Genomic DNA, 12976 nt, shown 5'->3' on the forward strand with positions numbered 1-12976 from the left:
ATTTCCGCGAACCGCTTTTCCCGGGTATCGCCGAGATGATTGCCACCCTGTCGGCACGCGACCAACTGCTTCTGGGTGCCGTAACGGGAAAGTCGCGGCGCGGGCTTGATCAGATCTGTGCAAGCCACGGTTATGAAAAGACATTCTTTGTTTCACGCACCGCCGATGACTGCCCATCGAAGCCGCATCCGGCGATGGTAACGGAATGCTGCTCGGAAGCGGGCATCGACGCAAAGGACACGGTCGTCATCGGCGACGCTGTTTATGACATGCAGATGGCCAAGAGCGCCGGAGCATCGGCGATCGGCGTCGCCTGGGGCTATGCTTCGGTGTCCGCCCTCATCGAGGCCGGTGCCGACCATATTGCCCACACGCCACAGGATATTCTGGACTGGATGGAGACGCATCATGGCTGATATTCGCGACGACCTGTCGAGCCTCAGCGACCCGGATCCGGTGCGCCGGGCGCAGATCCAGATGCTGAAGCCGCTGCCGAAGCGTTTTTACAAGACCGTCAGCGTCGGCCCCGCCGAAAGCGGCAACGGCCACACCATCCTGCTCGACGGACGCGCGGTGCGCACGCCTGCGAAACAGCCACTGACGGTGCCGACGGCGGCCGTCGCAGCCCTGCTCGCGGCCGAATGGGATGCGCAGAGGCAAGAGATCGATCCAGCGACCATGCCGGTCACCCGGCTGGCCAACACCGCGATCGACGGCATTTCCAAGGATATCCGCGCGGTTTTCGACGACATCCTCAACTTCGCCGGAACCGATCTGCTGTGCTACCGCGCCAGCGAGCCGGAAGGCCTTGTCGCGCGGCAGGCGGAACGCTGGGATCCGGTGATCACCTGGGCGGCCGATACGCTCGGTGCCCGTTTCATCCTCGCCGAAGGGATCGTCCACCAGGCGCAACCGCGCGCCGCGATCAACGGCATTGCCGAGGCCCTGCGCGCCTTTGCCACGCCGCTCGGTCTTGCCTGCCTGCACACGATCACCACGCTGACCGGATCCGCCCTGCTTGCCATCGCATTCGCCGAACAGCGGCTGTCGGCCGAGGAAGCCTGGGCGCTGGCGCATGTCGACGAGGACTGGCAGATCGAGCATTGGGGCACGGACGACGAAGCTTTCCAGCGCCGCGAAAACCGCTGGCGGGAAATGCAGGCTGCGACCGCGACGCTCGACGCCCTGCGCTGATTTCCGGACATTACCGAATGCACGAAAGACCGCACCGTCGCCGGCGCGGTCTTTCCATTTGCGAAAATGAAAAATCAGGCCGTCAGCTTCAAACCGGCAATGCCGGCGATGATCAGGGCGATACAACCAAGGCGCACGGCTGTGGCCGGCTCATGGAAGAGGATGATGCCGAGGATCACGGTGCCGACGGTGCCGATGCCGGTCCAGACCGCATAGGCTGTGCCGAGCGGCAGGGTGCGCACGGCGATTCCAAGCAGAACAACGCTTGCAACCATCGACAGGCCAGTCAAGACGGTGGGAATCAGCTTGGTGAAGCCCTCGGTATATTTCAGGCCGATCGCCCAACCGATTTCGAGAATTCCTGCGAGAAACAGAATGATCCAGGCCATTTTACAACTCCATTTTAAGGAGCGAGGCCGTCCTCGCGGATGTTCGGGTCGATCATGTCCGATCCCATGCAGCCGTCTGCACGGCCCCTCTATGCCATTGCCGTCCGCCCGTGACAAGTGCTCGCCGCGCATGACTGCCATGCCTCCCCTCGCCGCGCAGGCGCGCTCGAAACAAAATGGCGGGATCCAGCACGCGCGTCCGGTTTGGGCTTGTGCACAGGATTTCGAACAGGGAAGATGAGACTGACAAAGGGAGAATTCCGCAATGTTCGATCACGTCTCGATTGGCGTCAAAGACCTCGACAGATCACTTCGCTTTTACGACGCGGCGCTTGCACCGCTCGGCTATGAGCGGCTTTCGAAGACCGAGAAAGTGATCGGCTACGGATCCGACCGGATCAGCCTGTGGGTCACGCAAGTGGAAACGCCGGTACCGGCGGACAAGGGGTCCGGCCTGCATTTCTGTTTCATTGCACCCGATTCGAAAGCAGTCGATGCGTTCCATGCGGCCGGGCTCGCCAATGGCGGCGAGGATAATGGCTTGCCGGGACTGCGGCCGGAATACAGCCAGTTCTACTATGCCGGCTTCATCATCGATCCGGATGGCTATCGTCTCGAAGCATTTTTCAAGATCGACGAATAGGCCGTGACCAGGCGCGGTCGAGCCTACGGCTTCTGACCGCGCTCCCGCTTCAGGCGCTGCCAGAACTCTAACCGTTTCAGCGTCTCCCGCTCGAAGCCGCGCTCCTGCGGCTTGTAGAACCGCGTGTCCTTGGCGCGCAGCTCTTCCGGAAAGAATTCCTGGCCCGAGAAGGCGTCGGGATAGTCGTGGTCGTATCTGTAGCCCTCGTGATAGCCGAGATCCTTCATCAGCTTGGTCGGTGCATTGAGGATGTTTTTCGGCGGCGGGATCGAGCCGGTCTGCCGGGCCATTTCCAATGCCGCATCGAACGAACGGTAGCTGGCGTTGGATTTCGGCGCGGTGGCGACATAGACGATCGCCTGAGCGATGAACAGACGCCCCTCCGGCCAGCCGATGCGCTCGAAGGCCGTCCAGGCGGCGATGACCTGCGGCATGGCATTGGGATCGGCCATGCCGACATCCTCGCTGGCAGCGCAGGCCAGGCGCCGGAACAGCGTCGTCGGATCCTCGCCGGCGTCCACCATGCGCGCCCCCCAATAAAGTGCCGCATCGACGTCGCTGCCGCGCAGGCTCTTGTGGAAGCAGCTCAGGAGATTGTAATGGCCATCCTGCGCCTTGTCGTAGACCGGCATGCGCTTCTGCAGCGCCTTCGACAGGCGCCCGATGTCGAGATCCTCGGCCTCGTTCAGCGCCAGTACGTCATCGGCCAACCCGACCAGATAGCGCCCGTCGCCATCGGCCATGTTGATCAGCGCCGCGCGGGCATCATCCGTCAGCGGCAGGCGGCGCCCGATGAAATTCTCGACGCGCGCGAGAAGCTGCTCCGAAGATTCGGCATCGAAGGGATTGAGCGTAAAAACCTTCAGCCGCGACAGCAAGGCGGCGACCAGGCTGAAGCTCGGATTTTCCGTCGTTGCCCCGATCAGGATGACCGTGCCGTTTTCCACATGCGGCAGCAGCGCGTCCTGCGTGCTGCGGTTGAAACGATGCAACTCATCAATGAACAGGATGGTCTGCCGCCCGATGGTGCGGTTGCTTTTCGCCGTGTCGAAGACCTTGCGCAGGTCGGCAATGCCGGACATGACGGCCGAGAGCTGGACGAACTCCATCTTCGCCGACTGCGCCACCAGCCGGGCGATCGTGGTCTTGCCGACGCCGGGCGGGCCCCAGAGGATGAACGAGCCGACGCTGCCGCTTGCCACCATGCGCGCGATCGGGCCGTTTTCGCCCAGGAGATGCTGCTGGCCGATGACCTCGTCCAGAGCTTCAGGGCGAAGTGTATCGGCCAGCGGCCTGTGCGTCGTCTCATCGAACAGGGTTACCATCCGGCTCTCCCCACTCTGGAGGCCAAGGCAAGGCGTTCGCTGAGCGACGTGTGCTTTCGATGTTCGGTTCGAGTCCGCAAATTGCTCATCGGAAGAACTGGCGGATGCGCTGGCCATTCCGCTCGATCTCGACCCGCCAGAGAGACGGATCATCCTTGGCGATCGCCTCCAGCGTCGCCGATTTATCGACCGGCGCGCCATTGACGGCGATGATGATATCTTTCGGCTGGAAGCCAACGCGAGCGGCCGGCGATCCACGGTTGATCTTGGTGATGACCACCCCCTGAGACGAGGTCGGCATGTGCAGTTCGTCGGCGAGACGCGGCGACAGGTTTCCAACGATGGCGCCGGCGAAGGGATTGCGTCCCTCGATCAGCCGCTCATCGCGCGGCGCGGTTTCCGGCGCCTGCGCAAGCGTCAGTTCCAGGTCGCGGGTCTTGCCGTTCTCGCTGACGGTCACCTTGGCCTGATGGCCGATGCCGACCGTGGTCAGGCGATAGCCCAGCGCATCCGGATGCTCGACGGGGATGCCGTTGACGGCGGTGATCACCTGCCCCGGCTTCATGCCGGCCTTTTCCGCCGGGCCGTCCTCGACGACCGAGCTCACCAACGCGCCCCGCGCCCGGTCGAGCCCGAGTGCATCGGCGACCTCGGAGGTCACCGGTTCGAAGCTGGCGCCGATGAAGGGACGCGTGAAGCTGCCATTGCCACCTTCGGCGGCCGCGACGAAAACCTTGACGAGGTTGGCCGGAATGGCAAAGCCCACCCCGTTCGAGCCACCGCCGCGTGAAAAGATCGCCGTGTTGATACCGATCAACTGGCCGTTCATATTGATCAGCCCGCCGCCGGAATTGCCGGGGTTGATCGCCGCGTCCGTCTGGATGAAAAACCCGAAGTCGCCGGTGATCACCTGATTGCGCGCCAAGGCAGAGACGATGCCGCTGGTCACGGTCTGGCCGACACCAAAGGGATTGCCGATCGCCAGCACGAGATCGCCGACCTCGACTGCGTCGGAATCGCCGAGCGGAACGATGTCGAAGGGGCCTTCGGCCTTGATCTTGAGCACCGCCAGATCAAGCCGGTCGTCCTTGAGGATGACCGTGCTTTCGAACTCGCGGCCATCGGCGAGCGCTACCTTGATGTCATCGGCATCGGCGATCACGTGATTGTTGGTGACGACGATGCCGTTCTTGCCGACGATCACGCCGGAACCGAGCGACGACTGCTTCTGCGACCGGTTCGGCATCTGCTGGCCGAAGAACTGCTCGAAGAACGGATCATCGGCAAACGGCGAGCGCCGCTCGATGGTCTTCTCGGCATAGACATTCACCACGGCGTTGGCCGTCTGCTTGACCAGCGGTGCGAAGGACAGCTGCATCTCGGTGCGGCTCTGGGGCAGTATCTTCTGCGGCTGCTCCTGCGCCTGCGCAACGGTCGCGCCGGTGTGGAGACTGTCGACGTCTTCGGACTGTGGCGTGCGGGCAAATCCGAAATGTACCACGCCGGCAAAAAGCGCCAGCCCGGCCATGGTGGACAGGACGAGATTACGGGGCGAACGGATCATGCGGGATATCCTGCCGAAAGGGATCATGGAGAGACACAGATAGGATGTCAGGGATAGAAAGCAAAGACGGCGGAAACGTGAAAATGCACCGGCAGGTGTCCAAACGCAAAACAGCCGGGCTTTCGGCCCGGCTGTCTTGAAAAATTCCGATGAACAGAAATCTTATGCGGCGTCCGCAGCTTCGGCTTCGGCGGCAACGCGAGCGATGTCCTTGGCGCCCTTGGCCGAAGGATCGCGATCGACGAACTCGATGACGGCCAGAGCCGCATTGTCGCCGTGACGATAGCCGGCCTTCATGATGCGCAGGTAGCCGCCGTTGCGGGTGGCGTAACGCGAGGCGATGGCATCGAACAGCTTGCCGACGACGGCAACGTCGCGGATCTGCGAGATGGCCTGACGACGGGCATGCAGGTCGCCGCGCTTGCCGAGCGTGACGAGCTTCTCGACGATCGGACGGATTTCCTTTGCCTTCGGCAGGGTGGTGATGATCTGCTCATGCTCGATGAGCGAAGCAGCCATATTGGCAAACATTGCCTTGCGATGGCTTGCAGTTCTATTCAGCTTGCGGCCGGCTACACCATGGCGCATTGCTATTCTCCTTTAAATGCAGGTGCCCTTTTCGTTGTATGGGCCTGCCGTTTCCTGGCACATACAGACTTCCTTGCGGAGCCTGCTGTTTGACGGGGAAAGGCAGTCAAAGCCTGCCTTTTTTATTGTTAATATTGGTCTTCGTAACGCTTGGCGAGATCTTCGATGTTCTCGGGCGGCCATGCGGGCACTTCCATGCCGAGATGCAGGCCCATGGAAGCGAGAACTTCCTTGATTTCGTTCAGCGACTTGCGACCAAAGTTCGGAGTGCGAAGCATTTCGGCTTCGGTCTTCTGAATGAGATCGCCGATGTAAACGATGTTGTCGTTCTTCAGGCAGTTGGCCGAACGGACGGAAAGTTCCAGTTCGTCGACCTTCTTGAGCAGTGCCGGGTTGAACGCCAGTTCGGTAACGGCTTCTTCTTCGGCTTCCTTCTGCGGTTCGTCGAAGTTGACGAAAACGCCGAGCTGGTCCTGAAGGATGCGGGCCGCGAAAGCGACTGCATCTTCACCCGTCACCGAGCCATCGGTTTCGATCTGCATCGACAGCTTGTCGTAGTCGAGAACCTGACCTTCACGGGTGTTTTCCACCTTGTAGGACACTTTCTTGACCGGCGAATACAGGCTGTCGACCGGAATGAGGCCGATCGGTGCATCTTCCGAACGGTTGCGGTCTGCAGGAACGTAGCCCTTGCCGTTGTTGACGGTGAATTCCATGCGGATCTCGGCGCCCTCGTCGAGGGTGCAGATCACATGGTTCGGGTTGAGGATTTCGATATCGCCAACCGTCTGAATGTCACCGGCGGTTACAACGCCCGGACCCTGCTTACGCACAACCATGCGCTTTGCGTCGTCGCCATCCATCTTGATGGCGATTTCCTTGATGTTCAGCACGATGTCCGTCACGTCTTCCCGGACACCCGGGATCGACGAGAACTCGTGCAGGACGCCGTCGATCTGCACTGCGGTCACAGCAGCACCGCGAAGCGACGACAGAAGAACGCGGCGAAGCGCGTTGCCGAGGGTCAGGCCAAAGCCCCGCTCCAGCGGCTCGGCAACAAGGCTAACCTTGGTGCGACCGAAAGAGGAGAACTCGACCTTGTTCGGCTTGATCAGTTCCTGCCAGTTTTTCTGAATCATATGTTTTGCCTTCCGTTCGTTGCCACCATCCAATCGTGACAACCGAGCCTTGAAGCGCCGGGAGAGATCACTCTCTCACCGACAGGATGAATGCGTAAAATTAAACGCGGCGCTTCTTGCGCGGGCGGCAGCCGTTGTGCGGGATCGGGGTCACGTCACGGATCGAGGTGATCATGAAACCGGCAGCCTGGAGCGCGCGCAGAGCCGATTCACGACCGGAACCCGGACCGCAAACTTCGACTTCCAGCGTCTTCATACCGTGTTCCTGGGCCTTCTTGGCCGCATCTTCGGCTGCCATCTGGGCTGCGAACGGGGTCGACTTGCGCGAGCCCTTGAAGCCCTTCGAACCAGCCGAGGACCAGGCAATGGCGTTGCCCTGTGCGTCGGTGATGGTGATCATCGTGTTGTTGAACGACGAATTGACGTGCGCGACGCCCGTGGAAATGTTCTTCCGTTCGCGACGGCGAACGCGTGTGGCTTCCTTGGCCATAGTATACCTTTCGTTGATCTCTGCACCGCCGTAGTGCCAGCGGCTCCACCGGGCGGAAGCTTAAGACCCCTGCCCTGAATTTTCAGTCATGCGCGGACGGATGATCCAGACCGCGCGGCGATATCGTCACTGCCGTAGCTCCAGCAGCTCCACCGGAAGGACGCGGAGAGCGCCCTTCCGAAACCACAAAAGAGGCCGGCGTGGAACGCCAGCCCCTGCATTTCCCAATTCGGGGAAATTACTTCTTCTTGCCTGCAATCGCCTTTGCCGGGCCCTTGCGGGTGCGGGCATTGGTGTGCGTGCGCTGGCCGCGAACCGGCAACGAGCGGCGATGACGCAGGCCGCGATAGCAACCCAGGTCCATCAGGCGCTTGATGTTCATCGACGTCTCGCGACGCAGGTCGCCCTCGACCTGGTAGTCGCGGTCGATGGTTTCGCGGATTGCCAGAACTTCAGCATCCGTCAGTTGATGCACACGACGTTCAGCCGGGATACCGACCTTCTCGACGATTTCCTGTGCGAACTTCGCTCCGATCCCGTGAATATAACGAAGCGCGATGACGACGCGCTTGCTTGTCGGGATGTTGACGCCAGCGATACGTGCCACGCGTATTCTCCTTGCTTCCCGTTGCCATCCGGCAAGAGGTTTTTCGTTTATACGCCCCCCGCAGAGGAGCGACTGTTAAAGCTCTGTTCGGAACACGTCAAAAGAATCGCGCCCGGACTTCGTCTCGAAATCCGCGCCGATCCCTTGCATGTTGCGAGTTAGCGCGGTCTTTGGAGGAATCGACCGCAAAAGTCAACTCCCCGGCAGTCTTTTTCAGGCGTCGGCGGAAACCGACGACAGGATTCTGTTGATTTCGGAGGTGACGGTCTCGACCGTCGCCATTCCATCAATCGTCTTCAACTCGCCGGTCGCAGAATAGTGCTGCGACAGCGGCGCGGTCTTTTCGCGATATTCGACAAGACGCTTCTTGAACGCCTCCGGATTATCGTCGGAACGAACCTTGCCGCCAGAGGCTACGGTTTCTGCTACGCGATTCTCGATCCGGCGTACAAGCGCATCTTCATCGACCTTCAATTCAATAACGGAATCGAGCCGCAGCCCCTTGCCTTCCAGCATCTTGCCGAGCGCGATCGCCTGTGGAACGGTTCGGGGGTATCCATCCAAGATGAAACCCCTGATGCAATCGGCCGAGTCGATCCGGTCCGAAACGATCTCATTGACGATCTCGTCCGATACCAGTTGGCCGGCATCCATGACGGCCTTCGCACGCTTGCCCACATCCGTCTCGGCCTGAACGGCCGCCCGGAGCATGTCGCCGGTGGACAGTTGCGGAATACCGTATTTTTCCGTCAGCAGCTTGGCCTGTGTTCCCTTGCCAGCTCCCGGCGGTCCCAAAAGTATCAGTCTCATCGGCCCCTCTTTCCTCCACGCAGCTTTGATTTCTTGATCAGCCCCTCATACTGCTGGGCAATCAGGTGACCCTGTATCTGTGCTACAGTATCAAGGGTGACGCTGACAACAATCAAAAGCGACGTACCACCAAGGTAGAACGGCACGCCGGTCTGCGCGATCATGACTTCAGGCAGAATGCAGACGAACATAAGGTAGATGGCGCCGAGCACAGTGATGCGCGTCAGCACGTAGTCGATATACTCGGCGGTACGCTCGCCCGGGCGAATGCCGAGGATGAAGCCGCCATGCTTCTTCAGGTTATCGGCTGTATCTTTCGGATTGAAGACGATAGCCGTGTAGAAGAAGGCAAAGAAGGCGATCATGGCGCCGTAGAGCACCATATAGAGCGGCTGGCCATGGCCGAGCGCCGCAACGATCGTGGTCGCCCAGGACGGAATGGCCGAACTGGTGGCGAAGCCGGCCAGCGTTGCCGGCAAGAGCAGCAGCGACGAGGCGAAGATTGCCGGAATGACACCGGAGGTATTCAACTTCAGCGGCAGGTGCGAGGTATCGCCCTGGAACATCTTGTTGCCCACCTGGCGCTTCGGGTACTGGATTAGAAGCCTTCTCTGGGCGCGCTCGACGAACACGATCAGCGCGATGACGGCGACGATCATGATGATGATCATCAGGATCAGTGGCGTCGACAGGGCGCCGGTGCGGCCGAGTTCGAGCGTGCTTGCCATGGCGGTCGGCAGATGCGCGACGATGCCGGCGAAGATGATGAGTGAAATACCGTTGCCGATACCGCGCGAGGTGATCTGCTCGCCGAGCCACATCAGGAACATCGTGCCGCCGAGCAGCGAAATCACGGTCGAGATCCGGAAGAACCAGCCGGCGTCGATGACGAGGCCATTGCCGCTTTCGAGGCCGACAGCGATACCATAGGCCTGCAGCGTGCCGAGCAGCACGGTACCGTAGCGGGTGTACTGGTTGATGACCTTGCGGCCCTGCTCGCCTTCCTTCTTCAACTGCTCGAGCGACGGAACCACGGAGGTCATCAGCTGAACGATGATGGAGGCGGAAATATACGGCATGATACCGAGGGCGAAGATCGCCATGCGCTGGACAGCGCCGCCCGAGAACATATTGAAAAGACCGAGAATGCCGCCGCTCTGGCCGGCAAAGGCCTGGGCAAAGGCTTCAGGGTTGAGGCCCGGCAACGGGATATAGGTGCCAAGGCGATAAACGAGAAGCGCACCGAGGGTGAACCAGAGGCGTCGTTTCAGATCTTCCGCTTTGGCGAAAGTCGCAAAATTCAAGTTGGAGGCGAGCTGTTCCGCTGCAGAAGCCATGCAATTCTCCGCGTAGCCAGTTCGGAACCCGCGGGGAAAACCCGGTCAGCTCCGGAAATAGCTATCTTCTTTTTATGAAAACCGGTTCGGAAAAGACTGCATCCGCAATCACGCGCCTCACCGTGGTTCCCGTTCAATGTTTTGCGCCGGGACAAACCGTCGCCTATTCCGTCACGTCATATGGGCGCAAAACCGCCCGGTGTGAAGCACCCCGGGCGGTTCGTGAGCAACAATTTATTCAGCAGCGCCCGAAAGCAGCTTGATGGAACCGCCAGCCTTTTCGATCTTTTCGATCGCGGGCTTGGAGGCGCCGGCAACTTCGATCGTTACCTTGGCCTTCAGTTCTCCGTCAGCCAGGACGCGAACACCGTCCTTGGCGCGGCGGATAACGCCGGCAGCCGTCAGGGACGCAGCATCGATGGTATTGGAAGCATCAAGCTTCTTCGCGTCGATGGCGATCTGGATACGGCCGAGCGACACGACAACAAAATCCGAACGGAAGATGTTGTTGAAGCCGCGCTTCGGCAGACGACGGTAGATGGGCATCTGGCCGCCTTCGAAGCCGTTGATGGCGACGCCGGAGCGTGCCTTCTGACCCTTGACGCCGCGACCACCGGTCTTGCCGGAGCCGGAGCCGATACCGCGACCAAGACGCTTACGGTTCTTGGTAGAACCTTCGTTGTCCTTGATTTCATTCAGTTTCATGACTGTTTCCCCCTCACTTCTCGTCGACGACGCGGACGAGGTGCTGGACGGCCCGGATCATGCCACGGACGGAAGGCGTATCTTCCAGCGTGCGAACCCGGTGCATCTTGTTCAGCCCAAGGCCGATCAGCGTCTGACGCTGAACGTTCGGGCGACGAATGGGGCTACCGATCTGTTCGACGGTAACCGTTGCCTTTTCAGACACTGTGGTAGCTTTCTTGGCCATTGTTCAGGCTCCCTTATTCTTCGGAAGCAACGCCGGCGGATACGCGGCGGCCCTGCAGAGTGGCATATTTCATGCCGCGCTGAGCTGCGATATCCTTCGGGTGCATCTGGCTTTTCAGGGCATCGAACGTGGCGCGGATCATGTTGTACGGGTTCGACGAACCGGTCGACTTCGCAACAACGTCATGCATGCCCAGCGTTTCGAAAACAGCGCGCATCGGACCACCGGCGATGATGCCGGTACCGGCCTTGGCGGCACGCAGCAGAACCTTGCCTGCGCCGTGACGGCCATGGACGTCGTGGTGAAGCGTGCGGCCCGAGCGCAGCGGAACGAAGATCAGTTCGCGCTTGGCAGCTTCCGTCGCCTTGCGGATGGCTTCCGGCACTTCGCGTGCCTTGCCATGACCGAAGCCGACGCGGCCCTTCTGGTCGCCGACGACGACGAGAGCAGCAAAGCCGAAACGACGGCCGCCCTTGACGACTTTTGCGACGCGGTTGATTGCGACGAGCTTATCGACGAATTCGCTGTCGCGCTCCTCGCGGTTCTGGCGATCGTCGCGAGAACCTCTTTTTTCTTGTGCCATTGTCCTTTTCCTTTTTCTTTTCCGGGTGCAATCGGCAGATTGACAAAAAGTCGCCCCGCTCCTTCGAGGGAGCAGTGGCGACGCGCTTTTCAAAAGCGTTTCGATGATCCGCCCAGGCAAGCCCGGACGGATATCATCTGGCAGAACCAAAGCGACCTCTTTGCGTTCGTTGGAACGCGAGGCACTTTAGAAGTTCAGGCCACCCTCGCGGGCTGCCTCGGCGAGCGCCTTGACGCGGCCGTGATAAATGAAGGCGCCACGGTCAAAGACAACGTCCTTGACACCGGCCTTCGAGGCGCGCTCTGCGAGGAGCTTGCCAACGGCAGCAGCAGCTGCCGTGTCAGCGCCCGTCTTGAGCGACGAACGCAGATCCGTGTCGAGTGTCGAGGCAGACGCAACGGTCTTGCCAGCAACATCATCGATAACCTGTGCATAGATGTTCTTCGACGAGCGATGAACGGACAGGCGCAGGCGGCCATTGGCGACTGCCTTGACTTGACGGCGCACGCGGCTGGCGCGGCGCACAAGAGTCTCTTTCCTTGTAGCCATTTCGCGTGATCCTTACTTCTTCTTGCCTTCTTTGCGGACAATCCGCTCGCCGGCATACTTGACGCCCTTGCCCTTGTAGGGCTCGGGACCACGGTATTCGCGGATTTCCGCGGCAACCTGGCCGACCTGCTGCTTATTGATGCCGGTGACGACGATTTCCGTCGGCTTCGGCACTGCAATCGAAATGCCTTCCGGAGTCTGATAGACCACGTCGTGGCTGAAGCCGAGCGCCAGTTGCAGGTTCTTGCCCTGAAGCGACGCGCGATAACCGACGCCGTTGATTTCGAGCTTGCGCTCGAAACCGTCCTTGACGCCCTTGAAGATGTTTTCGATCATCGTGCGGGACATGCCCCACTTCGAGCGAGCATCCTTGGACTGGTCAACCGGGGTCACCGACACCGCGTTGTTGTCTTCCAGCTTTACGACGACTTCGTCGTTAGCAACGAAGATGAGTTCGCCTTTCGGGCCCTTTGCAGTCACCGTCTGGCCACTTACCGTGGCCGTGACACCTGCAGGAACCGGAACGGGCTTTTTACCGATACGAGACATATTTGTAACCTGTCTGTCCGTTATGGAGATCACTGCAACCGTATTAGAATACGGAGCAGAGAACCTCGCCACCAACGTTCTGTTCGCGTGCCTGATGATCGGCCATCACACCCTTCGGAGTCGAAAGGATGGTGATACCGAGACCGTTCGCGACCTGCGGAATGGACTTGACCGAGACATAAACCCGGCGGCCCGGCTTGGATACGCGGCCGATCTCACGGATCACCGACGCACCTTCGTAGTATTTCAGTTCGATATTGATCTCGGCCTTGCCGTTA

The 12976-nt window shown here is 60.3% G+C and carries 18 protein-coding genes; 3 read left to right on the plus strand and 15 right to left on the minus strand.

The window, feature by feature from the left end; translation table 11 throughout:
- A partial coding sequence (locus VL202_RS02695; protein ID WP_325462640.1) for an HAD-IA family hydrolase occupies window positions 1-416 on the plus strand: 416 nt, incomplete at its 5' end.
- Window positions 409-1194, plus strand: coding sequence for an ATP12 family chaperone protein (locus VL202_RS02700; protein ID WP_325462641.1), 786 nt, complete (start codon window positions 409-411; stop codon window positions 1192-1194). The genes VL202_RS02695 and VL202_RS02700, both read left to right, overlap by 8 nt.
- 74 nt (window positions 1195-1268) lie before the next feature.
- Here VL202_RS02700 and sugE read toward each other — a convergent pair whose 3' ends face one another.
- A complete protein-coding gene (sugE, locus tag VL202_RS02705; RefSeq protein ID WP_325462642.1) occupies window positions 1269-1583 on the minus strand; it encodes a quaternary ammonium compound efflux SMR transporter SugE in 315 nt (104 codons plus the stop codon).
- 265 nt (window positions 1584-1848) lie between these two features.
- On the opposite strand from sugE, the gene VL202_RS02710 reads away from it, so the two are divergent.
- On the plus strand, window positions 1849-2226 hold the full coding sequence (locus tag VL202_RS02710) for a VOC family protein (RefSeq protein WP_325462643.1): 378 nt from the start codon (window positions 1849-1851) through the stop codon (window positions 2224-2226).
- 23 nt (window positions 2227-2249) lie between these two features.
- Here the strand turns inward: VL202_RS02710 and VL202_RS02715 are convergent, their stop codons facing one another.
- The 14 genes from VL202_RS02715 to rpsH form a co-directional block, all read right to left on the minus strand.
- Complete coding sequence (locus VL202_RS02715) at window positions 2250-3551, minus strand: replication-associated recombination protein A (RefSeq protein WP_325462644.1); 1302 nt, start codon at window positions 3549-3551, stop codon at window positions 2250-2252.
- A gap of 85 nt (window positions 3552-3636) precedes the next feature.
- A complete protein-coding gene (locus VL202_RS02720; RefSeq protein ID WP_325462652.1) occupies window positions 3637-4929 on the minus strand; it encodes a DegQ family serine endoprotease in 1293 nt (430 codons plus the stop codon).
- Between the two features lie 348 nt (window positions 4930-5277).
- Window positions 5278-5703: a 50S ribosomal protein L17 gene (gene rplQ / locus VL202_RS02725; RefSeq protein WP_325462645.1), complete on the minus strand. Its 426-nt coding sequence runs from the start codon at window positions 5701-5703 to the stop codon at window positions 5278-5280.
- A gap of 128 nt (window positions 5704-5831) precedes the next feature.
- Window positions 5832-6842 carry a DNA-directed RNA polymerase subunit alpha gene (locus tag VL202_RS02730; protein WP_325462646.1) on the minus strand — a complete coding sequence of 337 codons (1011 nt, stop codon included), beginning with the start codon at window positions 6840-6842 and terminating at the stop codon, window positions 5832-5834.
- 100 nt (window positions 6843-6942) lie between these two features.
- A complete protein-coding gene (gene rpsK, locus VL202_RS02735) occupies window positions 6943-7332 on the minus strand; it encodes a 30S ribosomal protein S11 (RefSeq protein ID WP_018328263.1) in 390 nt (129 codons plus the stop codon).
- Window positions 7333-7570: 238 nt separating this feature from the next.
- Entirely contained in the window at window positions 7571-7939 is a 369-nt protein-coding gene (gene rpsM / locus VL202_RS02740) for a 30S ribosomal protein S13 (RefSeq protein ID WP_037169481.1), read from the minus strand.
- A 213-nt stretch (window positions 7940-8152) separates the two neighbouring features.
- The gene (locus VL202_RS02745) at window positions 8153-8749 is read right to left on the minus strand and encodes an adenylate kinase (RefSeq protein WP_325462647.1); all 597 of its coding nucleotides are present in this window, start codon (window positions 8747-8749) and stop codon (window positions 8153-8155) included.
- Window positions 8746-10086, minus strand: coding sequence for a preprotein translocase subunit SecY (gene secY / locus VL202_RS02750; RefSeq protein WP_325462648.1), 1341 nt, complete (start codon window positions 10084-10086; stop codon window positions 8746-8748). Before secY ends, VL202_RS02745 begins: the two co-directional genes overlap by 4 nt.
- Before the next feature lie 234 nt (window positions 10087-10320).
- Complete coding sequence (rplO, locus tag VL202_RS02755) at window positions 10321-10791, minus strand: 50S ribosomal protein L15 (RefSeq protein WP_325462649.1); 471 nt, start codon at window positions 10789-10791, stop codon at window positions 10321-10323.
- 13 nt (window positions 10792-10804) lie between these two features.
- Complete coding sequence (rpmD, locus tag VL202_RS02760; RefSeq protein ID WP_158475802.1) at window positions 10805-11017, minus strand: 50S ribosomal protein L30; 213 nt, start codon at window positions 11015-11017, stop codon at window positions 10805-10807.
- A gap of 13 nt (window positions 11018-11030) precedes the next feature.
- Complete coding sequence (rpsE, locus tag VL202_RS02765) at window positions 11031-11600, minus strand: 30S ribosomal protein S5 (RefSeq protein WP_037169472.1); 570 nt, start codon at window positions 11598-11600, stop codon at window positions 11031-11033.
- A 186-nt stretch (window positions 11601-11786) separates the two neighbouring features.
- Window positions 11787-12149, minus strand: a complete 363-nt coding sequence (rplR, locus tag VL202_RS02770) for a 50S ribosomal protein L18 (RefSeq protein ID WP_325462650.1) — start codon at window positions 12147-12149, stop codon at window positions 11787-11789.
- 12 nt (window positions 12150-12161) lie between these two features.
- On the minus strand, window positions 12162-12698 hold the full coding sequence (gene rplF, locus VL202_RS02775; RefSeq protein ID WP_325462651.1) for a 50S ribosomal protein L6: 537 nt from the start codon (window positions 12696-12698) through the stop codon (window positions 12162-12164).
- Between the two features lie 43 nt (window positions 12699-12741).
- Window positions 12742-12976, minus strand: a 235-nt coding sequence (rpsH, locus tag VL202_RS02780; protein WP_325462275.1) for a 30S ribosomal protein S8, incomplete at its 5' end; no start/stop codon positions are given.

The organism is Pararhizobium sp. (assembly GCF_035497515.1).
In the GTDB taxonomy this organism is placed as follows: Bacteria; Pseudomonadota; Alphaproteobacteria; order Rhizobiales; family Rhizobiaceae; genus Pararhizobium.